The 24,198-nt window shown below is 68.7% G+C and carries 22 protein-coding genes; 6 read left to right on the forward strand and 16 right to left on the reverse strand.

The features are described 5' to 3' along the window. Positions 1-14: 14 nt before the first annotated feature. From xerD to Q0632_RS04945, 3 genes are all read right to left on the reverse strand, one after another. Positions 15-929 (reverse strand): site-specific tyrosine recombinase XerD, encoded by a 915-nt coding sequence (gene xerD, locus Q0632_RS04935; protein ID WP_298925022.1) that lies wholly within the window; start codon positions 927-929, stop codon positions 15-17. Continuing rightward, positions 919-4,071, reverse strand: a complete 3,153-nt coding sequence (locus Q0632_RS04940) for a response regulator (protein ID WP_298925024.1) — start codon at positions 4,069-4,071, stop codon at positions 919-921. Before Q0632_RS04940 ends, xerD begins: the two co-directional genes overlap by 11 nt. A gap of 174 nt (positions 4,072-4,245) precedes the next feature. Then, complete coding sequence (locus Q0632_RS04945) at positions 4,246-5,217, reverse strand: tripartite tricarboxylate transporter substrate binding protein BugE (RefSeq protein ID WP_298925027.1); 972 nt, start codon at positions 5,215-5,217, stop codon at positions 4,246-4,248. A gap of 126 nt (positions 5,218-5,343) precedes the next feature. Between Q0632_RS04945 and Q0632_RS04950 the strand changes: the two genes are divergently transcribed. Both Q0632_RS04950 and Q0632_RS04955 read left to right on the forward strand, forming a co-directional pair. Continuing rightward, on the forward strand, positions 5,344-6,249 hold the full coding sequence (locus Q0632_RS04950) for an AEC family transporter (protein ID WP_298925030.1): 906 nt from the start codon (positions 5,344-5,346) through the stop codon (positions 6,247-6,249). Positions 6,250-6,267: 18 nt separating this feature from the next. Further along, a complete protein-coding gene (locus Q0632_RS04955; RefSeq protein ID WP_298925033.1) occupies positions 6,268-6,753 on the forward strand; it encodes a GNAT family N-acetyltransferase in 486 nt (161 codons plus the stop codon). A gap of 209 nt (positions 6,754-6,962) precedes the next feature. Here Q0632_RS04955 and queG read toward each other — a convergent pair whose 3' ends face one another. Further along, entirely contained in the window at positions 6,963-8,015 is a 1,053-nt protein-coding gene (gene queG, locus Q0632_RS04960; RefSeq protein WP_298925280.1) for a tRNA epoxyqueuosine(34) reductase QueG, read from the reverse strand. Between the two features lie 12 nt (positions 8,016-8,027). On the opposite strand from queG, the gene tsaE reads away from it, so the two are divergent. From tsaE to Q0632_RS04975, 3 genes are all read left to right on the forward strand, one after another. Then, positions 8,028-8,522, forward strand: coding sequence for a tRNA (adenosine(37)-N6)-threonylcarbamoyltransferase complex ATPase subunit type 1 TsaE (gene tsaE, locus Q0632_RS04965; RefSeq protein WP_298925036.1), 495 nt, complete (start codon positions 8,028-8,030; stop codon positions 8,520-8,522). After that, positions 8,519-10,003, forward strand: a complete 1,485-nt coding sequence (locus tag Q0632_RS04970; protein ID WP_298925039.1) for an N-acetylmuramoyl-L-alanine amidase — start codon at positions 8,519-8,521, stop codon at positions 10,001-10,003. Before tsaE ends, Q0632_RS04970 begins: the two co-directional genes overlap by 4 nt. Before the next feature lie 111 nt (positions 10,004-10,114). Then, positions 10,115-10,318, forward strand: a complete 204-nt coding sequence (locus tag Q0632_RS04975; protein ID WP_298925042.1) for an osmotically inducible lipoprotein OsmB — start codon at positions 10,115-10,117, stop codon at positions 10,316-10,318. A gap of 14 nt (positions 10,319-10,332) precedes the next feature. On the opposite strand, the gene Q0632_RS04980 is transcribed toward Q0632_RS04975, so the two are convergent. Next, positions 10,333-10,812 (reverse strand): aromatic-ring-hydroxylating dioxygenase subunit beta, encoded by a 480-nt coding sequence (locus Q0632_RS04980; RefSeq protein ID WP_298925045.1) that lies wholly within the window; start codon positions 10,810-10,812, stop codon positions 10,333-10,335. Next, positions 10,809-12,134, reverse strand: a complete 1,326-nt coding sequence (locus Q0632_RS04985; protein ID WP_298925047.1) for an aromatic ring-hydroxylating dioxygenase subunit alpha — start codon at positions 12,132-12,134, stop codon at positions 10,809-10,811. The genes Q0632_RS04980 and Q0632_RS04985 overlap by 4 nt, the downstream gene beginning before the upstream one ends. Positions 12,135-12,270: 136 nt before the next feature. Here Q0632_RS04985 and Q0632_RS04990 point away from each other — a divergent pair, with 136 nt between their 5' ends. Further along, the gene (locus tag Q0632_RS04990; protein ID WP_298925050.1) at positions 12,271-13,647 is read left to right on the forward strand and encodes a hypothetical protein; all 1,377 of its coding nucleotides are present in this window, start codon (positions 12,271-12,273) and stop codon (positions 13,645-13,647) included. A gap of 21 nt (positions 13,648-13,668) precedes the next feature. On the opposite strand, the gene Q0632_RS04995 is transcribed toward Q0632_RS04990, so the two are convergent. Genes Q0632_RS04995 through Q0632_RS05040 form a run of 10 tightly spaced genes read right to left on the reverse strand, consistent with a single transcriptional unit; the run spans position 13,669 to position 24,107 of the window. After that, positions 13,669-14,115, reverse strand: coding sequence for an SRPBCC family protein (locus Q0632_RS04995; protein WP_298925052.1), 447 nt, complete (start codon positions 14,113-14,115; stop codon positions 13,669-13,671). A 56-nt stretch (positions 14,116-14,171) separates the two neighbouring features. Then, positions 14,172-14,543 (reverse strand): RidA family protein, encoded by a 372-nt coding sequence (locus Q0632_RS05000; RefSeq protein WP_298925056.1) that lies wholly within the window; start codon positions 14,541-14,543, stop codon positions 14,172-14,174. A gap of 8 nt (positions 14,544-14,551) precedes the next feature. Next, the gene (locus tag Q0632_RS05005) at positions 14,552-16,003 is read right to left on the reverse strand and encodes an amidohydrolase family protein (RefSeq protein ID WP_298925059.1); all 1,452 of its coding nucleotides are present in this window, start codon (positions 16,001-16,003) and stop codon (positions 14,552-14,554) included. A 16-nt stretch (positions 16,004-16,019) separates the two neighbouring features. Next, on the reverse strand, positions 16,020-16,994 hold the full coding sequence (locus Q0632_RS05010; RefSeq protein WP_298925062.1) for an ABC transporter ATP-binding protein: 975 nt from the start codon (positions 16,992-16,994) through the stop codon (positions 16,020-16,022). Further along, the gene (locus Q0632_RS05015; protein WP_298925066.1) at positions 16,991-18,013 is read right to left on the reverse strand and encodes an ABC transporter ATP-binding protein; all 1,023 of its coding nucleotides are present in this window, start codon (positions 18,011-18,013) and stop codon (positions 16,991-16,993) included. The genes Q0632_RS05010 and Q0632_RS05015 overlap by 4 nt, the downstream gene beginning before the upstream one ends. Then, positions 18,010-18,897 (reverse strand): ABC transporter permease, encoded by an 888-nt coding sequence (locus tag Q0632_RS05020; RefSeq protein ID WP_298925069.1) that lies wholly within the window; start codon positions 18,895-18,897, stop codon positions 18,010-18,012. Before Q0632_RS05020 ends, Q0632_RS05015 begins: the two co-directional genes overlap by 4 nt. Position 18,898: 1 nt before the next feature. Then, complete coding sequence (locus Q0632_RS05025) at positions 18,899-19,834, reverse strand: ABC transporter permease (protein ID WP_298925072.1); 936 nt, start codon at positions 19,832-19,834, stop codon at positions 18,899-18,901. A 15-nt stretch (positions 19,835-19,849) separates the two neighbouring features. Further along, entirely contained in the window at positions 19,850-21,436 is a 1,587-nt protein-coding gene (locus Q0632_RS05030; protein ID WP_298925075.1) for an ABC transporter substrate-binding protein, read from the reverse strand. A gap of 34 nt (positions 21,437-21,470) precedes the next feature. Then, entirely contained in the window at positions 21,471-22,925 is a 1,455-nt protein-coding gene (locus Q0632_RS05035; protein WP_298925078.1) for a M81 family metallopeptidase, read from the reverse strand. A gap of 21 nt (positions 22,926-22,946) precedes the next feature. Continuing rightward, entirely contained in the window at positions 22,947-24,107 is a 1,161-nt protein-coding gene (locus Q0632_RS05040) for an FAD-binding oxidoreductase (protein ID WP_298925080.1), read from the reverse strand. Positions 24,108-24,198 lie beyond the last annotated feature (91 nt).

A 24,198-nucleotide genomic window follows, 5' to 3' on the forward strand; every position in this document is an offset into this window, starting at 1 on the left:
GGCGCCGCAAGCCCTCAGCCGCGCGGATGGTGCTGGGCGTGCAGCTGCTTGAGGCGCTCACGCGCCACATGGGTGTAGATGGTGGTGGTCGTGATGTCGGCGTGGCCCAGCAGCATCTGCACGGCACGCAGGTCGGCGCCGTGGTTGAGCAGGTGGGTGGCAAAGGCGTGGCGCAATGTGTGGGGCGACAGCGGCGCGGTGATGCGGGCGGCGTGCGCCTGCTTTTTCACGATCACCCAGAACATGGCGCGCGTCATGCCGGCGCCGCGCGCGGTGACGAAAAGATCATCCGTCTGCTGGCCGGCCAGGATGGCGGCGCGCGCCTCATCCAGGTACCTGGCGATCCAGTCGCGGGCCACCTGGCCGAAGGGCACGAGGCGCTCCTTGCTGCCCTTGCCCAGCACCCGCAGCACGCCCTCGTTCATGCTGACGTTGAAGGTCTTGAGCGTCACCAGCTCGCTCACCCGCAGGCCGCTGGCGTAGATCAGCTCCAGCATGGTGCGGTCGCGCAGGCCCAGCGGCGTGTCGGTGTCGGGGGCAGCGAGCAGGGCCTCGACCTGGGCCTCGCTCAAGGTCTTGGGCACCCGCAACGGCTGCTTGGCGGCCTGCAGCTTGAGGGTGGGGTCGGCGTGGATCAGACGCTCGCGCAGGGCCCAGCGGAAGTAGCGCTTGAACACCGTCAGGCGGCGGTTGGCCGAGGTCGCCCGGGTTTGGGCATGGCGCGCGGCGAAGTAGGCGCTGAGATCGGCCTCCGAGCTCGCCGGCAGTTGCAGGCCGCGCTCGCCGGCCAGCCAGCGCGCGTACAGCGCCAGGTCGCGGCGGTAGGCCGCCAGGGTGTTCTTGGCCAGGCCCTCCTCCAGCCAGAGGGCGTCGATGAAGCCGTCGATGGCCTGCTGGCCGGCGCCGGCAATGGCCGCTTCAGTCGCCATCGGCCGCCTCGACGCGCACCTGCGCGAGATGGCGCTCCAGCGCGGCCAGCACCCGGCGCAGGCTGGCCAGGTCGGCATGGCCGGCGCCGTGCTCGATGCGCTTGCACTGCAGGGCAGCCCAGTCAAAGCCCCACATCGCCAGAGCGCCACCGCACTGGTGGGCCAGCGCGCCCAGCGTGGCCCGGTCCTGCGCGTCCAGCGCCCGGCCCAGGGCCAGCGTCAGCTCCTGGCGCGAGGCCAGGAAGGCCGGGATCTCGGCCAGCAGGGCGGCATCGACCTGCACCATCGCCGGCGCCGCGCCGACACTCTCATCCTGCGCCGGTGCAGCGGACGGTGGTGCGGCCGGTAACAGCGACGCCAGCATGCCCAGCAGGACGCTGCGCGCCAGCGGCTTGACCAGGTAGTGGTCGGCGCCAGCCTGCAGGCCGCGCTGCACCGAGGCCTCATCGTCGTTGGACGACATCATCACGATGGTGCAGGCCGGCAAACGGTGCGCCTGCTGGTGCTGGCGGATGCGGCGCGTCGCCTCCAGGCCGTCCATCACCGGCATCTCCATGTCGATCAGCACCACGTCAGGCCAGCGCCGCGCAACGGCTTCCAGCGCGGCCCGGCCATGGACCGCGGTTTCCACTTCCAGCGGCGCGCCCGGCAGGCTGTGGCGGATGACCAGCCGGTTCTGGTCGTCGTCGTCGACCACCAGCACCAGGCCGACCAGCGGCGCCACCGCCGGCGCGCTCTCCCGGGCCGAGTCCGGCACGCCGGCCACGGCAACGGCTGCAGGCAGCTCCGGCCCGGCAGGCCGCAAGGACAGCACCACCGCCACACCCTGGCCGGGGCCGGTCTCCAGTGTCAGTTCGCCCTCCTGCACCCGGGCCATCAGCCGCGCCGAGTAGGTGCCCAGCCCGCTGCCGCCGGATTTGCCGCTGCTGAAATACTTGTCGAAAAAACCCCGGGCCACGCCCGGCGTCAGGCTGCCGGGGTTGCGGATGCGCAGGCGCACCGGCGTGCCGGGCAGGAAGGCGATGTCCACGCGCCCGCCCGGCGGCGTGGCTTCCACCGCGTTCTTCACCAGGTTGGCCACGATGCTGTAGCACAGCAGCTCCTCGCCGCGCACCGGCCAGGGCCCGGCACCGTTGTCCAGCACGATCTGCACCTGGCTGCCTTCGGCCAGGCTGCGCGTATCGACCAGCACGCGGGCCACCACGGCCGCCAGATCCACTGCCCTGGGCTCGAAGCTGTAGCTGCCCTGCTCCATGCGGAACAGGTCGAGCGAGAGGTTGACCATCTCCAGCATGCGGTAGCCGGCCCGCTCGGCGATGCGCAGCAGCTCGTGCGAGCGCGGCGGCTGCCGCGCCTCCTCGCGCAGCAAGCGCACCACGCCGATCAGGCTGTTCAGCGGTGTCTTCAGGTCGTGCCGCGACATGCGCTCCACGTCCTCGCGCAGCAGCGCGTCGCGCTCGAGCTGGGCGTTCTGCTTGCGCAGCTTGCCGGCCTGCTCGGCGACCTGGTCATGCGAGGCCTTGAGCCCCTCCTCCATGGCGCGGTGCCTGCTGATGTCCAGGAAGGAGCAGATGAAGCGCAGGGTGCCGCCGTCGGTGCCGGTCAGGCTGATCGCCTCGGCCAGCACCCACACCACGGCGCCATCGGCGCGCACCAGCCGGTACTCGCTGGGCGGATGGCGCAGCTCGCCGCTGGCCACGCCGTGCCCGGCCTGGCCTTGCTCGAACTGCCGCACCACCTGCTCGCGGTCGTCGGGATGGACGAAGGCATGGAACATGGGCCCGTCGCCACCCTGCAGCTGCGGCGGATCGCCCAGCATCTCGCGCAGGCGCTGCGAGTAGCCGCGCCGGTCCTGCGTGGTGTCCCAGTCGAAGATACCGGCCTGGGTGGTGCGCACCAGCAGGTCGCCGCGCACACGCTGCTCCAGGGAACGCAGCTCCTCGGCGTTGAGTGCACGCGCCACGCGGCGCGTCATCACGAAACCGGGCGCCAGCGCAAAACCCACCAGGCCCAGCGGCGTGAGCGAGCGCAGCCAGTAGCCGGTGCTGTACAACAGCGCGTCGACCACCACCACCACCAGCAGAAACACCAGGCCGGCCAGCATGACGATGGCATCGGGATCGCGCCGCCGGGCCGCCGCCGCCACCGCCCTGGTCAGGTACACGCCCATGGCCACGGTCAGCACCTGGCCCGGCACGATCAGATGGCTGGAGATGCGGCCGGGCAGCACCGCGACCGCCAGCATGGCCAGGCCGATCAGCGCCAGGAAGACCCGCACCACGCGCCAGCGCACATCGCCCAGAAAGAGCCGGTGCACCACCATGAGGAAGCTCGCCATGGTGGCATACCAGGCCAGGTACTCGATGCGCAGGGCGAGCTCCCATGGCACCTCGCGTCCGAACGACAGCACCAGGTTGCGCTCGCCCACCATGTCGGAGGAGGTCGCCTGCACCAGGCAGAACAGGCCGAAGTACAGCGGCGTCGCGTCCTTGCGGCGCGCGGCAAAGAAGAACAGCGACAGCAGGCCCAGCATGGCATAGCCGCCCAGCATCAAGGTGTTGTAGGTCAGCTGCCGCCGTATATCCAGTCCCAGTTGCATGCGCTCGCCGGCGGCGATGGCGCGGACCATGCCGCCCTGGCGGTGGTTGAAGTTGGACAGGTGCGCGCGCACGGCCAGCGGGCAGGCGAACGACTCGGTCACGGTGGCGCGCGCGCCCATGGCCGCGCGCGCGGCTTCGGCCGAAGGACCGGGCTCACCTTGCTGCACCACCAGCGTGCCATTGACATACAGGCGCATGGCGCTGCGCTGGACAGGCACCGACAGCGCCAGCTTCTGGCCGACCGGGCACCGGACCTGCAGCGCATAAGTGCCCCAGCCGAGCGCGCCGCCGGCAGCATTCCAGGGGCCGGGCACGGCCACAAAGGTGCCCGGCAGAGCGTCAGCAGCCGGATCGAGAAAGACGTCGCGCACCAGCGTCCACTCGCCTTCCAGGCGCACACCCTGGGCCGGCACGGAAGGCAGTTCCAGCACACCGCGTTGGGCCTGCGGCAGCGCATCGGCGCCGGCCGGCAGCAGTTGCAGCGCCAGCAGCAGGCCCGCGGCCAGGCCGCGGAGCCAGCGCTGGATCCTTTGCGGCAGCACAGGCATCTGCTTGCGCCTCAGAGCCTGGTCAGGCGCTTCACGCCAGCCTGGACACCCGGCATGTGGATGTCGCAGATGACGAGGATCTTGGGCCGCATGGGTTTTGATCATACGCACACGCGACAAGGCCGCCTCGCGGGCGGCCTCGTCTATGTGTGCCGCGTGGCGCCGGGATCAATCGAGCTTGAGCTTGGAGCTCTCGACCACCTTCTTGTAGACCTCGAACTCGGCCTTGATCTGCTCGGCGAACTGCGCCGGCGTGTTGCCCACCACCAGCGAGCCGGTGTCCTCGATGCGCTTTTTCACCGCCGGGTCCTGCAAGGCCTTGAGCACGCCGGCGTGGATCTTGTCGACCACGTCCTTGGGCATGCCCTTGGGGCCATAGATGCCGTAGTAGGCCATGCGGTTGACCGGCTCCAGGCCCACTTCCTTGAAGGTCGGCACGTTGGGCAAGACTGCCAGGCGCTGCGGCGCCGCCACCACGATGGGCACCAGCCGGTTTTCCTTGATGAAGGGCAGGGCCGAGGGCATGTTGTCGAAGATCATCGGCACCTGGCCGGCCACCGTGTCGTTCAGGGCCGGGCCCGCGCCGCGGTAGGGGATGTGGGTGACGAAGGTGCCTGACAGGCTCTTGTACAGCTCCATCTGCAGGTGGCCGATGCCGCCGGTGCCTGAGGACGAATAGGAGTACTTGCCGGGCGCTTTCTTCAGCTCGGCGACAAAGCCCTTGTAGTCCTTGGCCGGGAAGCTGGGATGGACGGCGATGATGTTGGGCGTCGCCGCGATGTTGATGATGGGCGTGAAATCCGTCGTCGGGTTGTACGGGATCTTCGGGTTGATGGCGGGGTTGGCGGCCGTGGTGGACACGGTGGCCACGCCCAGCGAATAGCCGTCCGGCGCCGCGCGCGCGGTCTCGGTGGCGCCGATCACGCCGCCGCCGCCGGCCTTGTTCTCGACGATCACGCTCTGGCCCAGGGCCCTGCCCAGCGGCTCGGCGATGACGCGGGCAATGATGTCGGTGGTGCCGCCGGGCGCGAACGGCACCTGCAGCTTGATCGGCTTGTTCGGGTAGCCCTGGGCCAGGGCCGGGCCGGCGGCCACGGCCAGCGCGGCGGCGGAAAGGGCAAACCAGTGGCGACGTTGCATGGGGAGTTCTCCTTGGGAATCGTGAAAGGCGGAAACCCTGGATCCTAAGTGCAGACGGCCGCCGCGTGTTTTGTGGAATACCACATGAGGGCTAACCCGAAGCAGCCTTTATCCTCGGTCCCAGCCATGAACTTCGCCCAGCTGCTGTTTCCCGACTTCTCCCTCATCCTGTGCGGCTGGCTGGTGTGCCGCTACACGGCCCTGAACCGCACCGTCTGGGAGCAGGTCGAGGCCCTGGTCTACTACTTTCTCTTTCCCGTCCTGCTGTTCCAGTCCATCGTGCGCAGCCCGCTGGACCTGGGCGCGGCCTCCAGCCTGATCGCCGCCGGCCTGCTGACGGGCCTGGTCGGCATCGCCCTGGCCTACAGCCTGCCCCACCTGCCCTGGATCGGGCGCCACATCGACCGCCGCGACCACGCGGCCAGCGCCCAGGTGGCTTTCCGCTTCAACTCCTTCATCGCGCTGGCGCTGGCCGACCGGGTGGCGGGGCCGCAGGGGCCGCTGATGGTGGCTGTGCTGATCGGCGTTTGCGTGCCGGTCTTCAACGTCGCCGCGGTCTGGCCCATGGCCCGCCATGCGAAGACGGGTTTCGGCAAGGCCTTGCTGCGCAATCCGCTGATCATCGGCACGGCCTGCGGCCTGGCGGCCAACCTGCTGGGTTTTGCCATTCCGCCCTGGCTGGAACCCACGGTCAGCCGCATCGGCGCCGCCTCACTGGCGCTGGGCCTGATGGCGGCGGGCGCCGGCATGCAGTTCGCCCGGCTGGCGCAGGGCAAGGTGCTGGCGGTGGCTGTGCTGGCGATCCGCCATCTGTTCTCGCCCATCATCGCGTGGGGCCTGGCCCGGGCGTTGCGCCTCGACCCCGCCCAGACCGCCGCCCTGCTCGCCTTCTCTGCCCTGCCCACCGCTTCCAGCGCCTACGTGCTGGCGGCGCGCATGGGCTACAACGGGGCCTATGTCGCGGGTCTGGTGACCCTGAGCACCCTGCTCGGGGTGGTGAGCTTGCCGTTTGCGCTGGGTCTGCTGCGTTAACCACCCGTTCAGGCTCGCATGTCGCTCTCAAACCTGGCGCAAGAGGTCGTTGAACTCGATGGCCTGAACATGGCGGGGCACTTCATCGCGTCCAACAGCCTGTTCGACCCATCGGTCCGGCTGGCGGGGTTGCAACGCGAAATAGCGGCGGGCGCAAAGATCCTGGAAGTCAGACGAGAGGCCAAGCTCGTTGCCTATCTTGAGTACGTGCCCCCGCTGAACGGCGAATTCCACATCCCGTCGCTGCAGGTTCACCCGCGCTACAAAGGCACATCGGTCCTGCGCCCGCTACTCGCGCAAGCCGCGCTGCGCCTTCGATCCTGGCCCGATGCAACGCTGCGCACGCGTGTCCACACGTCCAACCAGGCATCAATCCGGCTGCACACCAGGCTTGGTTTCTCCCAAGTGGGCGCCCTGGATGATCGAGTCCTTTTTGAGATTTCCTCGTCCGCACTGTGCCAATCACTCGCGGCGTATTCATCTCGCTTGCTCCCGAATCCATAGCAAGCAACGACCATTCGACGGGGAATAGGGATCGATTTGGCGCAAACGCGGCTTGCACCGATCGGTCCGGAAAGCGGCGTTCTAGCAAGCAGATTGGCCTCTACCCCCCGCCAAATGTGCCTCTCGTGCTATTGATTCAGGAGCAAATGGGGATTGGCGCCACGCAGCCCGCCCGCACGCGGCTGGGGCGCGCCACCATGGATGGTGAGTCAAGCCCGCAATGACAAGCCTTGGGAAAGAGCCCATGCCACGTGCTCCCGAACCAGCTCGCTCGGGTGCTCCGCCCGCGCCGACAACGCGGAGCGCAGATCCGCGCTGTCCTCCCCCCGCAGCGCGTTGCCCATGGCCACCGCAATATTGCGCAGCCAGCGGGCATGGCCGATGCGGCGGATCGGGCTGCCCTCGGTGCGGCGCAAGAACTCCTCCTCGCTCCAGCCGAACAGAGTGGCCAGGCCTTGGCCGGACAGGCCAGCGCGCTCGTCGAAGTCCGGCAGCGCGTTGCGTTGCGCGAACTTGTTCCAGGGGCAGATCAGCTGGCAGTCGTCGCAGCCGTAGATGCGGTTGGCCATCAGCGGCCGCAGTTCCTCGGGGATGGGGCCGGCGTGCTCGATGCTCAGATAGGAGATGCAGCGGCGCGCATCCAGGCGCTGCGGCGCGACGATGGCCTGCGTGGGGCAGACGGCGATGCAGGCGCTGCAGCTGCCGCAATGGTCCGTCACCGGCGCGCTGGCCGGCAGGGCCAGGTCGACATAGATCTCGCCCAGGAAGAACATGGAGCCGGCTTCGCGGTTGAGCACCAGCGTGTGCTTGCCGCGCCAGCCCTGGCCGCTGCGCGCCGCCAGTTCCGCCTCCAGCACCGGCGCCGAGTCGGTGAAAGCGCGGTGGCCGAAGCTCCCCACCTCCACTGCGATACGCTCGCTGAGTTTTTGCAGGCGGTTGCGCAGCACCTTGTGGTAGTCGCGGCCCCGCGCATAGAGCGAGACGATGGCTTCCTGCGGCCGCTGCAGCCGGGCGAATTCGCGCTGTTGCCAGTCCTGTGGCGTGGCGCGCGGCAGATAGTCCATGCGCACCGTCAGCACGCTCACCGTGCCGGGCACCAGCTCCGCCGGCCGGGCGCGCTTGAGGCCATGGGCCTGCATGTAGTCCATTTCGCCATGGAAACCGTTGGACAACCAGGCCGCAAGCCCCGGCTCGGCGGAGGACAAATCCACACCGGCCACGCCGATTTGGGAAAATCCCAGTTCGCGGGCCCACCGCCCGATGTCTGCCACCAGTTGAGGACCGTTGATCTGACCGCTGCTGAACGCCACCCGCCGATTGTAGAAACCCTGGATTGGGCCAGCGAAGAGGACACCCGCGCCTTTGCCCAGCGGCTGGCGGAGCATCCCGCGCTGGCCAACGCCTTCATCGAACTGCACGGGGACCTGGGGGCCGGCAAGACCACCCTGGTGCGCCACCTGCTGCGCGCCCTGGGCGTGCAGGGCCGCATCAAGAGCCCGACCTACGCCGTGGTCGAGCCCTATGAGCTGGCGGGCCTGAACGCCTGGCATTTCGACTTCTACCGCTTCAGCGACCCGCGCGAGTGGGAGGATGCGGGATTTCGCGACATCTTCGCCGGCGCGGGCCTGAAGATCGCCGAATGGCCGGAAAAGGCCGCCGCCCTGCTGCCGCCGGCCGATCTGGCCATCCACATCGAGACCCTGGACGACGCTTCGCGCAAGGTCCGCCTGGTCGCGCAAACGGCCATCGGGCGGGAGCTGCTGCAATGAGCGTCGCTGGGCCGTCCCAAGACGCGAACGCCCCCTCGGGGGGCAGCGAGCCACACGCAGTGGGCGAGCGTGGGGGCACCATCACAAGGCGCGACGTCCTGCGCGGCGGCTCCCTGGTCCTGCTGTTGGGCGCGGCGCAGATCGCGCGCGGCGCCAGCATCGTGGCGGTGCGCATCTGGCCCGCGCCCGACTACTCGCGCGTGACCATCGAGTCGGACGGCCTGCTCAGTTCGCGCCAGACGGTGGTCACCAGCCCGCCGCGGCTGGCGGTGGACCTCGAAGGCATCGACCTGAATCCGGCCCTGCGCGAACTGGTGGCCAAGGTCAAGGCCGACGATCCCTTCATTGCCGGCATCCGCGTGGGCCAGAACGCGCCGGGCGTGGTGCGCCTGGTGATCGACCTCAAGCAGCAGGCCCTGCCCCAGGTCTTCACCCTGCCGCCGGTGGCCGCCTACCAGCACCGGCTGGTGCTGGACCTGTATCCGGTGCAGGCCGCCGACCCGCTGGAGGCCCTGATCGCCGAGCGCATGCGCGATCCGGCGGCGCTGGGGCCGGTGCCGCCCTCGGTGGGGCCGATCCCGCCGCCAGGCCCAAAGCAACCGCTGTCCGACCCACTGGGCGAGCTGATGGCGCAACAGGCCCGCAAGCCGGCATCCGCTCCCAATTCCATAACACCAAAGCAAGATTTGGCGAGGGCTGTCGCCCCACTTCCATCCCAAACCACGGCTCAGGCGACAACCACGCCGCAAAAGACCGACCGCCTCATCATCATCGCCCTGGACCCCGGCCACGGCGGCGAGGACCCGGGCGCCATCGGTCCCAATGGCACGCGCGAAAAAGACATCGTGCTGCAGATCGCGCACCGCCTGCGCGACCGCATCAATGCCAGCGTGGTCAACGGCAACCCCATGCGCGCCTTCCTCACGCGCGACGCCGACTTCTTCGTGCCGCTGCACATCCGGGTGCAGAAGTCGCGCCGGGTGCAGGCCGACCTGTTTGTGAGCATCCATGCCGATGCCTTCATCACGCCCGCGGCCAGCGGCGCCAGCGTGTTCGCGCTGAGCCAGAGCGGCGCCTCCAGTTCGGCCGCGCGCTGGATGGCCGACAAGGAAAACAAGGCCGACCTGGTCGGCGGGCTGAATGTGAAGACGCAGGACGCGCACGTGGCGCGCGCCATGCTGGACATGAGCACGACAGCGCAGATCAACGACAGCCTCAAGCTCGGCGGCGCCCTGCTCACCGAGATCGGAGGCATCGGCGCGCGGCTGCACAAGCGCAACGTGGAGCAGGCGGGCTTCGCCGTGTTGAAAGCACCCGACATCCCCAGCGTGCTGGTGGAAACTGCCTTCATCAGCAACCCCGACGAAGAGGCCAAGCTGCGCAGCGAGGCCTACCAGGAGCAGTTGGCCGACGCCCTCATGCGCGGCATCAACCGCTACTTCGCGAAGAACCCTCCGCTGGCGCGCAACCGGGCCGTCTGACCACAGACGTCGTCTGGCTTCTCCTACACCTTGCGGCTCTGCATCTCCCTACATTGGGTTCACAGGCAGTCCGCGCCTTGTTGCGGTCGAACCAACCAGAAGGTGAACACTATGAAGAGCACAATTTATGCGGCCGTGGCTGCCGCCTCCCTGATCGCCCTGACAGGCTGCGCCTCGATGGACCGCCAGACCGCTGGCACCTTGGGCGGCGCTGCCATCGGCGGCGTGGCTGGCGGTGCCGTTGGCGGTACGGGTGGGGCCATCCTTGGCGCCGGTGCCGGCGCCGTGATCGGCAACCAGGCCACCAAGAAGTAAGAGCTTCGCCCGGGTCAGACCGGGTAGATCAGCGAGTTGAGCACCATCTCGCTGTCATAGACACACAGCCGGCTCCTGAATTTCAGGCCGGCTGTTGTTCTTTCCATCGCATCGATGTAGCGGCCCACGTTGTAGACCTCGCTGGCATCACCGGGCCGCGTGCGAAACACGGCGTAGTGGGTCTGGGCCCGGATCAGGTTGCCCTCCTGGCCCAGCAGCTGCGCGGGGCTGAGTACATGGCGCGTGTAGTAGGGCCCGTGGTAGATGGTCTGCGTGATGCCGTAGACCCGGTCCTTGAGCATGCCCTGGCTTTCCAGCGCGATCAAGGCCAGCGGCAGGCCACGGTCATGGTTCTCGCGGGCCTGCACCGTGTAGTTGCCGTCTTCCAGGAAGAAGCCCGGCCAGTCGTCGAAGCGCTTCTCGTCCAGCGCCGCGGCATAGGCGGCATTGAGCTGGTCGATCTCCAGCTGCAGCAGCAGTCTCTCCATCGTCATTCGGCCATCACCTTGCGCCAGTAGGCGTACATGCTGCGGATCAGTGTCTCGGTGACCATGTGGCCGGCCGGCCCGGTGCCCGTGCCATCGAGTTCGCACAGGGTGCTGCCGCCCTCGCCCCATTGCTTGAAACCGTCCTGGCTGAATTCGATCACCTCGCCGTCGTCGGCGCTGACAAAGCCGGCCGGACCGAACAGGTTGGCCTGGCGCAGGCGCCGGCGCGTCATCTCGGGCGTGTCGTCGGCAAAGCCGAAATGGGTCCAGACGAAATCGAACTCGCCCTCGCCGCGCGGCACGATGTGGCGCGTGGACAGGGAGTTGACCTGTTGCTGGATGATGAGACTGGGGAACAGCGTGAGCATGGTCACCGTGGGCATGATCTGCGCGCCCGGCTGGCCCGGGTCATCGACCTTCCACCAGGGCTCGGGCACCACGTCCAGCAGGCGGTCATCGTTCAAGGCCATATTGGCCTTGAACGAAGTGACGCCCGCCGTCACGGCGGCGTTCTGTCCGCCCTCGTTCCGGCTGGAGATCATCACCGCGTGCCGCCCATGCGCGTCGGTCACCATGCGGCTCTTCTGGTCGGCCCGCCACAGGCCGAAGGTGACGAACCAGGTGTGCAGCAGGCCCGGATGATAGGGATCCTTGATGTTCTCCATCATCAGCTTCCAGTTGCCCGGAATGCGCTGGCGGTTGTAGCCCAGCAGGGTCAGCTGGCGGCCCTTGAAGATGCGCTCCAGCCAGGGCAGGACCTGGGGGCCCAGGTAGTCCTGCAGCGGCTCGGCTGCGTCGCTGAAAGTGGCAAAGACCAGGCCATGCAGCACGGCCACACGCAGCTTGACCAGGCCATGGGCCTGCAGATCGAAGCCCTCGGGCATGCCGCCGTTGGTACATTGGGCGCCGTCCGGCCCCACGGCCTTGACGCCGTCCTTGAACGGCAGGCCCGCCAGGTCGCCGTTGAGCTTGTAGGTCCACTGGTGGTAGGGGCAGACGAAGCTGCGGGCATTGCCATGGGGCTGCTGGCAAAAGCGCACGCCGCGGTGGGCACAGCGGTTCTCGACCACGCGGATGCCATGGTCCGTGGCCCGGTCCTTGGGTGCAACACGGTCACGCACCAGGATGACCTGGCGCTCGCCGATGTGGCTGAGCCGGAAGTCGCCCACATTCGGGATTTCCACCTCCAGGCCGACGTAGCTCCAGTGCGGGCCGTAGAAGATCTTGTCCAGCTCGCGCTGGTACAGCTGGGCGTCGGTATAGGCCCAGAAGGGCACGCGGCTGGAACCGGGCTGGTCCCAGCGCGCCAGGGATTGCGGGGCGTTCATGGCAGCTGTCTCCTGCCGGAAATGATACGCGTGCATAGCATTCGCACAAGCGCCCCCCGTCCCGCGCCACGCCAGGGTTTGCCCCTGCGTGTTCTCCACAATGACGGGCTGCGGCCCTTCCCCTAGCATGCTCGGCATGCGAAACACCTGTCTTGCCCTGGCCACGGCCGCCCTGCTGGCCGCCTGCGCCAGCACACCGTCTCCCACTCCCTCTGCCTTCGACGCGCCCGTTGCCGCCCTGCCCCCGGCGGCCAAGCCTGCGCCCCAGGCCTGCCCGGCCGAAGTGCCGGCCGGGGCGCGCTGCTTCACCGGCGCGGACGGCAGCGGCGCCTTCTACTGGATCGCCCTGCCCAAGGACTGGTCACCCAGCACCGGTGTGCTGGTGATGCACGCCCATGGCGGCCCGGCCGACACTGGCCCGGCCGAACTCAAGCGCAGCGAGGAAGACCTCAAGCGCTGGGCCGTCACCGTCAAGGCCGGCTACGCCTGGGCCGGCTCCACCTACCGGCGCGGCGGCTATGGCGTGACCATGGCGGCTGAAGACACGGAACGCCTGCGCAAGCTCTTTGTGCGCGAGTTCGGCCAGCCGCGCCGCACCCTGCTGCACGGCCAGAGCTACGGCGGCGGCGTCGCCTCCAAGGCCGCAGAGTTGTATGCCACGGTGGACGGCCAGCGCGGCCCCTACGACGGCGTGCTGCTGACCAGCTCGGTTCTGGGCGGCGGCAACCGGGCCTATGGCTTCCGGCTGGACCTGCGCGTGGTCTACCAGGCCGTGTGCAAGAACCATCCCAAGGCCGACGAGCCGGCCTACCCGCTGTGGATGGGCCTGCCCAAGGACAGCAAGCTCACGCGCGCTGAGCTGGCCGCCCGGGTGCGCGAGTGCACCGGCATCGGAGCGCCGGCCGCCCAGCGCAGCGAGCAGCAGAAGGCCAATCTCGCCGCCATCGTGAATGTCATCAAGATCCAGGAGCGCTCGCTGCTGGGCCATCTGAACTGGGCGACCTGGTTGCTGCAGGACCTGAGCCAGCTGCGCCTGGGCAATCGCAACGCCTTCGGCAACACAGCCGTGGCCTACAAAGGATCGGCCAACGATGCGGCCCTCAATGCCGGCGTGCTGCGTTACGCGGCCGACCCCGCCGCCGTGGCCCTGCTGGCGCAGGACAGCGAGCCGCAGGGCAAGGTCAATGTGCCGGTGTTGACCCTGCATGCCTTCAACGATCCCACGGCCTTCGTCGAGCTGGAGTCGGCCTACCGCGGCATCCTGCAGCGCGCCGGCACCGGCCATCTGCTGGTCCAGACCTTCAGCGACGAGTCCGAGCACAGCTACCTGGCCGACGCCCAGTACCCCGCCCTGTTCACTGCGCTGCTGGACTGGGTCGACAAGGGCGACAAGCCCACGCCGCAAAAAGTGCTGGCCCTGTGCCAGGGCTATGAAGCCGGCTACGGCAAGGGCTGCCGCATCCAGCCGGCCTATGTGCCGCCCAGCCTGGACAGCCGGGTCGCGCCGCGCTGAAGAACCAGCGCGCCCGCCGCTTCAGTCGGGAATCTGCGGCTCGACCAGCTGCGCCAGGGCGACCAGGGACTCCTGCCAGCCCAGGTAGCACATCTCGGCCGGGATCACGCTGGGGATGCCCTCCTGCACGATCTGCATCTCGGTGCCGCAGGAGACGGCTGTCAGCGTGACCGTCGTCTTCATGGTGCCCGGCAGATTGGGGTCATCGAAGGCGGCGTCATAGGCGATGCGCTGGCCCGGTACCAGCTCGCGGTAGGTCCCGCCAAACGAGTGGCTGTGGCCTGAGCCGAAATTGCTGAACGACATGCGGTAGGTGCCACCGACCACCGGGTCCATGGCGTGAACCTTGCCGGTGAAACCAAATGGCGGCAGCCAGCGCTCGAAGGCAGCGGGCTCGGTGAAAGCGCGGTAGATGCGTTCTGGCGGGGCGCGCAGCACGCGGTGGAAGCGGACGGTTTGTGTGCTCATGGCGTGATTCTCCTGAAAAACACACGACGAACCAGAGCGCGCCGGATCGACAGGCCTTAGCGGGCCAGCGCCTGCACCTCGACTTCCACCAGCGCGCCCTTGTAGAGCTTGGCCTCGACGGTGGAACGCGTCGGCAGGCCGGCGCTGAAATGCTTTTTGTACTCTTCGTTGAAAGCGGCAAAGTCGTCCAGGTTGGCCAGCCAGACGGTGGCCTTGACCACGTCGCCCATGCTGGAGCCGACTTCCTGCAAGGTGGCGGCGATGCGCTCGAGCACGAACTTCGTCTGCACCTGGACGTCGCCGGCGACGATGGTCGCATCGGCCTGCATGGCCAGCTGGCCGGACAGGAAGATGAAGCCGCCGGCGCGGACCGCCTTGGAAAAGGGCACGGGCAGGGGCGTGGGGAAGCGTTCGATGGAATTGCTCATGGCTACCTTTACTTGGAATTGCTGCGGGTCAGGACCTGGCCTTGGCGCGCGCCCTGGTGGACGCCGTCGCGCCAGGTCAGCGCGCCGTTGACGATCACGGCGTGGATGCCTTCGGCGGGCAGGGTCGGGTTGGTGTAATTGGCGGCGTCGCGCACCGTGGCGGCATCGAACACCACGATGTCGGCGGCGTTGCCGGCCTTGAGCGTGCCGCGACCGGCCAGGCCGAAGTTGCGCGCGGTCAGGCCGGTCATCTTCCAGACCGCGGTCTCCAGGGGGAACAGGCCGACGTCGCGGCTGTAGTGGCCCAGCACGCGCGGGAAGGTACCCCACAGGCGCGGGTGCGGCTTGTCGCCCACCGGGATGCCGTCCGATCCGACCATGGTCTCGTCGAACGCCAGGATGCGCTGCACGTCGTTCTCGTCCATCATGAAATAGATGGCGCTGCCCGGCTGCAGGCGGCGCGCCGCCGCGTCCTTGGCCACGCCCCATTCCCTGGCGATGTCGTCGAGGTCGCGGCCGGCCATCTCGGGATGGGGATCGCTGGAGGCGATCAGCACCCGGCCCTCGAGCATGCCGCGGTCGGTGCGGATCATGGTGGAGCCGGCGGTGTAGGGGTAGCAATCCAGCGACACGCACTGGTGCTTCATGGTCTCGCGGATCAGCGGCAAGGTCTCCTGGGAGCGGCCGAAGTTGGCCTGGTTCTGCACCTTGTGGTGCGAGACAACCACCGGGACCCCCAGTTCGCGGCCGATGCGGAAGGTCTCCTCCAGCGAATCCATCACATGGGCACTTTCGTCGCGCATGTGCGTGGCATAGATCGCCTTGCGCGAGGTCAGCGGCCGTGCCACCTCGATGATCTCCTCGGTGGTGGCGGCCGCCGCCGGCGGATAAAAGGTGCCGGTCGACAGGCCGATGGCGCCGGCCTGCATGGCCTCCTCCACCATCTCGCGCATCTGCGCGATTTCCCGGGCATTGGCCGGGCGGTCCAGCTCGCTCATCACCACGGCGCGCAGGGTCGAGTGGCCGACCATCGCCGCGATGTTCACCGACGAGGGCTGGGCGCGCATGGCCGCCAGGTAGGCGGCGAAGCTGGTGAAACGCGCGGCTGGCGTCGTTTCCACCAGGGCCAGCGGCATGGGCAGTTCCATGTCGTGGCGCAGCGGCGCCGCCGAGATGCCGCAATTGCCCGCGATCACGGTGGTGACGCCCTGCGAGACCTTGAAGTCCATGCCGGGATGCGAGAGCACGGCCGTGTCGTCGTGGGTGTGGGAGTCGATGAAACCGGGCGCGACGATGCGGCCCTTGGCATCCAGCGTCTGCGTGGCCGTGTAGCCGGCGAGTTCGCCGATGGCCACGATGCGCCCGTCCTTGACGGCGACGTCGGCCTCATAGCGCGGCGCCTTGCTGCCGTCGATGACGGTGCCGTTGCGGATGATCAGGTCCACCTGCTTGTCGTTCACTAGGTCTTCTCCAGGTTCAGCGGAAATGGCAGGCCACCAGGTGCTCGCCCTGGCCCTCGCGCGCACTCAGCGCGGGCTTTTGCTCGGCGCAGACCGGCTGCGCCAGCGGGCAGCGGGTGTGGAAGCGACAGCCGGTGGGCGGGCTGGCCGGGCTGGGCGGGTCGCCCTGCAGCAGGATGCGCCTGGCCGGCGTGCGCGGGTTGGGCACGGGCACGGCCGACAGCAGGATTTCGGTATAGGGGTGGCGCGGCGCGGCGAACAGCGTGTCGCGGTCGGCCACCTCCACGATGTGGCCCAGGTACATCACGGCCACGCGGTGGCTGATGTGGCGCACCACGGCCAGGTCGTGGGCCACGAACAGGTAGGCGATGCCGAACTCCTGCTGCAGGTCCATCAGCAGGTTCACCACCTGGGCTTGCACCGACACGTCCAGGGCCGACACCGGCTCGTCGCAGACGATCAGCTGCGGCTGCAAGGCCAGCGCGCGGGCAATGCCCAGGCGCTGGCGCTGGCCGCCGGAAAATTCGTGCGGGTACTTCTTGGCCGCCTCAGGCCGCAGGCCAACCTTGGAGAACAGCCACTGCACCCGCTCGGCGCGCTCCTTGCGGTCGCCGACGCCGAAGTTGCGCAAGGGCTCGGCCACCGCTTCGCCGGCGCTCAGTCGCGGGTTCAGCGAGGCATAGGGGTCCTGGAAGATGATCTGCATCTGCCGGCGGCGCTGGCGCAACTGCTCGGCTGACAGGCCCAGCAGTTCCTCGCCGGCGAGCTTGACCGAGCCGGAACTGGGCTCCACCAGCCGCAGCACCGACTTGGCGGTGGTGGTCTTGCCGCAGCCCGACTCGCCCACCAATGACAGGGTCTCGCCCCTGGCCACCGTGAACGAGACATCGTCCACCGCCTGGATGGGCGGCTGCTGCGGCATCAGCCAGCGCTTGGGCGAGATGTAGTGCTTCTTGAGGTTGCTGACTTGCAGCAAAGGGGGCGTGCTCATGCTGCCGCCTCCTCGCGCGCCGGCAGGCGGTTTTCCTGCACCGCGAAGCAGGCCACCGTATGGCCCGCGCCCTGTTCGGTCAGCGCGGGCGCCTGCGTGCGGCAACGCTCGTTGGCATGGCCGCAGCGTGCTGCGAACGCGCAGCCACGGCCCAGCTCGTGCGGCGCAGGCACCATGCCGGGGATCTCGGCCAGCCGGCGGCTGCTGGTGTTCATGGCCGGCATCGCCAACATCAGCGCCCGCGTGTAGGGATGCAGCGGCCGGTCGAACAGGTCTTGCACATCCGCTTCTTCCACCTTGCGGCCGGCGTACATCACCACCACGCGGTCGCAGCTTTCCGCCACCACGCCCAGGTCGTGCGTGATCAGCACCACGCCCATGCCGAACTCCTTTTGCAGGCGCTTGAGCAGGTCCAGGATCTGGGCCTGGATGGTGACGTCCAGCGCGGTGGTCGGCTCGTCGGCGATCAGAAGTTCCGGGTTGCAGGCCAGGGCCAGTGCGATCATCACGCGCTGGCGCATGCCGCCCGACAGCTGGTGCGGGTATTCGTTGGCGCGGCGCTCCGGCTCGGGGATCTGCACCACGCGCAGCATCTCCACGGCGCGCTGCAACGCCTCGGCCCGGCCCACCTTCTGGTGCACTTGCACGGTCTCGGCAATCTGCCGGCCCACCGTCAGCACCGGGTTGAGCGAAGTCATGGGCTCCTGGAAGATCATGGAGATGCGGTTGCCGCGGATCTCGCGCATCTCCTTCTCGGACAGCTTGAGCAGGTCGATGCCGCGGTAGCGCACGGCGCCGCCAGCAAAGCGGCCGGGCGGACGCGGCACCAGGCGCAGGATGGACAGCGCCGTCACGCTCTTGCCGCAGCCGGACTCGCCGACCACGCCCAGGGTCTGGCCGGCGTGCACGGTGTAGCTCACGCCGTCGACCGAGCGCACGGTGCCGGCCAGGGTGTCGAAGTAAGTGCGCAGGCCGTCGACTTCGAGCAGCGGCGCGTCGGCAATGGGTTTCATGCTCATAGCTGGCGCGCCAGCCGCGGGTCCAGCGCGTCGCGCAGGCCGTCGCCCAGCAGGTTGATGGCCAGCACGGTCAGCGCCAGCAAGATGCCGGGGTACAGGATGATGTGGAAGGCAACGGCCACGAAGTTGCGGCCCTCGGCCATCATGTTGCCCCAGCTGGGCGTCTGGGCCGGGATGCCCACGCCCAGAAAGGACAGCGAGGCCTCGATCAGAACGGCCGAGGCGGCGACAAAGGTGGCCTGCACGATCAGCGGCGCCACCATGTTGGGCAGCACGTGGCGCCACAGGATGGTGGGCAGCCGGGTGCCCACGGCATGCGCCGCTTCCACGAACAGCTGCTCGCGCAGCGTCAGCGCCAGCGAGCGCACCAGCCGCGCCACCCGCGGTATTTCGGGAATGGTGATGGCGACGATCACCGTGGTGAGGCTGGCCCGGGTGACGGCCATCAGGGCGATCGCCAGCAGGATGCCGGGAATGGCCATCAGGCCGTCCATGAAACGCATGATGGGACCATCGGCCCAGCGCACGAAGCCCGAGACCAGACCGATGGCAACGCCGGCGATGGTGGCCAGCACCGCCACCGCGATGCCCACCACCAGGGACACGCGGCCGCCCCAGACGGCGCGGCTGAAAACGTCGCGGCCCAGCGCATCGGTGCCCAGGTAGTGCTCGGCCGAAGGCGGCTGCATGCGGGCCAGCGGGTCCAGGTCCTGCGGGTCGTGGGTGGCCAGCCAGGGCGCGGCCAGCGAGATCGCGGCCACCAGCAACAGCATCAGCGCGCCGATGACCAGCGTGGGGTGCTTGCGCAGCCAGCGCCAGCGGCGGATGGGCGCAGCGGCGTCGCCGTTCGGGTCGGCGTCGGCAACGGGAAGTGCGGCGGACATTTCAGTAACGGATGCGCGGATCGAACAGGCGGTAGCTCAGGTCGATCAGCAGGTTGATCAGCACATAGACGCCGGCGGACAGCAGCAGCACGCTCTGGATCACCGGGTAGTCGTGGCGCTGCACGGAATCGATCACCAGCCGGCCGACGCCAGGGATCGCATAGACGGTTTCGGTGACGACCACGCCGCCGATCAGCAAGGCGATGCCGACGCCGACGGTGGTGGCGATCGGGATCGCGGCGTTGCGCAGCGCATGGCCCAGCACCGGCAGCACGCCCAGGCCCTTGGCCCAGGCCGTGCGGATGTAGTCCTCGTGCAGCACTTCCAGCACGGTGGCGCGCGTCATGCGGGTGACCAGCGCAATGTAGACCAGGGCCAGGTTCACGCAGGGCAGGACCAGGCTTTGCAGCCAGCCGAACGGGCTCTCGGCGAAGCGGACGTAGCCCTGCACCGGGAACCACTGCAGTTGCATCGCGAAGCCGTAGATCAGCAGGTAGCCGACCAGGAACACCGGCAGCGAGAACGCGAGCACCGAAAACAGCATCACCAGACGATCGACCCAGCTGCCGGCGCGGTAGGCCGCCAGGGTGCCCAGCGGCACGGCCACCACCAGGGTGATCAGCATGGTCAGCGCGGCGATCGACAGCGTGGGTTCCAGCCGCTGCGCCAGCAGCTGCGACACCGGCACCTGGGTGAAGATGGAGGTGCCCAGGTCGCCGGTGAGCAGCTTGCCCAGCCAGATCGCGAACTGCTGCCACAGCGGCTGGTGCAGGCCCAGCGCCACGCGCAGCTTGGCGATGTCCTCCTCGGTGGCCAGGTCGCCGGCGATCAGTGCCGCCGGATCGCCCGGCGACAGGTGGATCAGCAGGAAGACGATGACGGCCACCACCGCCATCACGGGCAGCGTGGCGAGCAGCCGGCGCAGCAGGTAGGCCATGGGTGCTTGCGGCCTTTACTTGTCCAGCATCCATACCGTGGGCATGCCGGCCCACATCTTGTCCAGGCCCTTGAGGCTGGTGCGGGCGGCGATGGCGGCCGAATACTGGCCGGCATTCACGTAGGGGATGGCCTGGTAGGCGCGGGTCTGGAAAGCGTCGAGCCGCTCCTTGCGTTTGGCCGGCACGGTTTCCTTGAGCCAGGCGGTGCGCAGTTCGTCCAGTTCCTTGTCGCAGGGCCAGCCGGGCATGCTGCTGCCGCAGGACGGCGCGAGGTAGGCGTTGGTGACGGGCGAGTTCACGTCGAACTCACCGGCGACGGTGACGTAGACGTTCCAGCCGCCGGCCTCGGGCGCGTCGCGCTTGGCGCGGCGCGCGCCGATGGAGGCCCAGTCCGAACTCTGCGCGTCGACATTGACGCCCATGCTCTTGAGCGTCTGCACAGTCATCAACGCCTCGGCGTTCAGGTAGGTGACGTCGGTGGGCACCAGCACCACCACCTTCTCGCCCTTGTAGCCGGACTCGGCCAGCAGCTGCTTGGCCTTGGCCAGGTCGGGCTTGCGGAAGGGTTCGGCACCGGCCGAGGTTTCGTTGGGGCCGCCGCAGATGAAGTAGGTGGCGCAGTAGGTCACCCGCATGTCCAGGGGATAGCCCATGGCCGCCGTGAAGCGGTCCTGGCTCACCGCGTGCGCCAGCGCCTGGCGCGCCTTCATGTTGTTAAAGGGCGGGTGCAGCTGGTTCATCACGATGAAGCCCTGCCAGGCACCGGCGGCGCGGATCTTGATGTTGGCGTCGGAACGCAACGGCGTGATGTAGTCGGGCGGCAGCTGCTCGATCATGTCGACCTCGCCCTTCTTGAGCGCGGCCACCGCGCTGTTGGAGTCGGGCAGGTACAGCCATTCGACGCGGTCGAAGCTGGACTTCTTGCTGCCGGCCAGGCCGCTGGCGGGCTCGGTGCGGGCCACATAGTGGGGGTTCTTCACGAACACGGCCTTGTTGCCGGGCACCCATTCGTCACGCTTGAAGATGAAGGGGCCGGAGCCCAGCACCTCGGACATCGGCGAGGTGGCCGGCAGCTTGGCCAGGCGCTCGGGCAGCACCAGCATGGGGTAGCCCGAGGGCTTGGCCAGGCCGTCGAGCACCATGCCAAAGGGTTCCTTGAGCGACAACGCGAAAGTGCGGGCGTCGACCGCCTTCCATTCGGCGCCGGCGGCGCCCATGGCGCGGCCGATCGAGTCGCGCGCGCCCCAGCGCTGCAGCGAGGCGACGGCGTCGGCGGCCGTCACGGCGCTGCCGTCGGAGAACTTCAGTCCGGGGCGCAGCGTGAAGCTCCACTGCAGGCCGTCCTTGGAGCTGCTGTACTTGTCCACCATCTGCGGCTTCGGGCTGCCATTGGCGTCCTGGGCGAACAAGGTGTCGTAGACCATGTAGCCGAAGTTGCGCGAGATGTAGGCCGTGGTGAAGGTCGGGTCCAGGATCTTCAGGTCGGCGTGCGCCACGATGCGCAGCGTCTTGGCCGGGGTCTGGGCCATGGCCGGCGCGGCGAACAGCGCGCCCGCGACCAGGGCAGCCGAGGCAAGCACGGAAAGAGAGCGTCGATTCATCTTGGTGTTCTCCAGGAGTGGGTCGGGGAAAGCTTCAGCGGGCCGCCGTCTTGAGCGGCCACAGCGGCCGCCGGACCTTGCGGTACGGCAGGGTGTTGAGGTCACGCGCCACGGAACCGGGCGCGTCGGCGTAGATCACGTGTCTGGCGATCTGCGAATACGAGGCATAGAAATGCTGCGAGGACTTGACCACGACGATCTTCTTGCTGGCAAGCTCGCAGCCGGCGCGCGTGAACAGATCGGCGCCCATGGCCTGGTTGCGCACCGTGCACAGCAGGATCTCGATGCCCTTGGCCTCCACCAGGGCCGACTCGCCCATGCTGGTGGGCGTGTTGGACAGGCCGGTTTGCACCAGGTCCTGGTGCAGCGCCTTGACGGTCACTTCCAGGTCGATCGGGTCGCCCGACAGCGCGCTGACCTTGCCGCCGATGCGCAGCATCAGGCGGGCGCCGACGCCGGCTTCGGAGGCGATGCGCACGGCGACCGGGTCCCAGATCGGGCCGACGGCGACATTCGTGAGGCCGCGCTCCACCATGCGGCGCAGGATGAAGGTCGAATCGCTGGCCGCGCCGCCGCCGGGGTTGTCGGCGCCGTCGGCCAGCACCACCGGGCCGCCATCGAAGGCCAGGGCCTCATCGAGCGCGGCGTCGATGCCGGGCGACGGCGGCGAGAGCTGCTCGCGCATGGCGATCACTTCGTTGGCCAGCTGGCGCGCCAGAGCCTGCGCCTTGGCGGCATCGCCATCGGCATAGACCAGCACCCTGGTGCCCATCTCCGGCACGTCGCCCCAGGGAAATCCGTGGGTGAGCGAGACCGACAGGATGCCGTCCTTGCCTTCCAGCGATTGCATCCGCTCGACGAAGCCGCGGGCGGGCTGGCGCGAGGTGTGGAACAGCGCGATCATTTCGCAGTCGACCACGGCCGCCACCGGACGGATGCGTTTTTGCGCGATGGCCTCGCACAGGTCCACCAGCTCGAAGGCGCGCTCCAGCACGTCGGTGTGGGGGTACTCCTTGAAGGCGATCAGGATGTCGGCGCTGGCCGTCATCAGCGGCGTGAGATGGTTGTGCGGGTCGAGCTCAGCGCCGACCACCACGTCGGGGCCTACGATGGCGCGCACCTGCTGCAGCAGGTCGCCTTCGCAGTCGTCGTAGCCGTCGGCCACCATTGCGCCGTGCAGGCCCAGCAACACCATGTCCACCGGCATGGCCTTCTTCAGGTCGGACAGCAGTTCCGCGCGCAGCGTCTCGTAGGCGTGGCGGGTCGTGGTGCCACTGGGCTGCGCACCGGCCACCACGCCCTCGATCAGCGTCCAGCCCTTGTCCTTGCCGCGCTGGCGCGCCGCCCACAGGGGCCCGGAGAACAAGGTCATGTGGTCCGGGTGCTGGCCAGCGGGGTAGTAGCCGCGGGCGCGAAACGAGGCCAGTCCCGTGGGCATGGGAGCGAAGGTGTTGGTTTCGGTGGCGAGGGAGCCGCTGAAGACGCGCATGTCTGGGTTTCTTGGGAAGGGTCAGGCGGGAAGGGGCGCCGCACGCAGGCGGGCCGGCGACAGCATGGCTTCGGTCAGGCCGAAGCCGGCGATGCGTTCAGGGATGGGCAGGCCGCGCGCCAGTGCAGCGCAGGTCTCGCCCATGGCAGCCGAGGTCTGAATGCCGTAGCCGCCCTGGGCCGCGACCCAGAAGAAGCCGGGCGCGGCGGGATCGAAGCCGCCCACCAGGTCGCCGTCGGCAACGAAGGAGCGCAGGCCCGCCCAGGTGCGGGTGGGCCGGCGGATCTGCAGCGTGGTCATCTCCTCGATGCGGTGGATGGCCAGTGCGATGTCGAGTTCCTCGGGCTGCACGTCGTGCGGCTCCACAGGGTCGGCGTTGGCCGGCGAGCCCAGCAGCATGCCGGCGTCGGGCTTGATGTACCAGTCTTCGCCAACGCCGATGGCCATCGGCCAGCCGTGGGCGTCCACGCCCTGGGGCGGCGCGAAGATGAAGGCCGCGCGGCGCCGCGGCTGCAGCCCTATCGCGGGCACGCCGGCGCGCTGCGCGATGACGTCGGCCCAGGCCCCGGCTGCGTTCAACACCACAGGCGCTTCGTAGAGCTGGCCGCCGGCCTGCACCTGCCACAGCCCACCTTCGCGGCGCAACGCGGTGACCTCGGCATCGCAGACCACGCTGCCGCCGGCGCGCTTGAGGCCACGCAGATAGCCCTGGTGGATAGCGTGCACGTCCATGTCGGCCGCGTCGGGTTCGAGCACGGCGCCGGCAACGCGCTCGCGCCGCAACGCAGGCACCAGCGCGCAGGCGCCATCGGCATCGAGCTGGCGCGCGCGCGGCGTGACGCTGCGCAGCACCTCCCACCACTCTTGCAGTTCAGATTCCTGGCCAGGCTCGGCCACCATCAGCGCACCGCGCGGCGTCAGCAGCGGGTGGTCGGCAAAGCCGGCAGGCGGCGCGTCGAAGAAGGCGCGGCTGGCCAGCGTCAGCGCGCGCACCTGTGGCGTGCCGTAGCTTTCCATGAACAGCGCCGCCGACCGGCCGGTGGAGTGGTACCCCGGCTGCGACTCACGCTCCAGCAGGATGGTCTGCCCATGCGGCGCCAGCCAGTGGCCCACCGACGCCGCCGCGATGCCGCCGCCGATGATCAGGTAGTCGGCCCGCCGGGCCCTGGATGAAGAGGACATGAAATCTCGTTGATTTGCGCAGCAGTGTAGGCCAATTTTGCGGATACGCAAATTCCTTGCACGGGGTTTTCCCTGAATGCAAGCTGGGCAA

The sequence above is a fragment of the uncultured Ramlibacter sp. genome, from assembly GCF_936925435.1.
Classification (GTDB): Bacteria; Pseudomonadota; Gammaproteobacteria; order Burkholderiales; family Burkholderiaceae_C; genus Ramlibacter.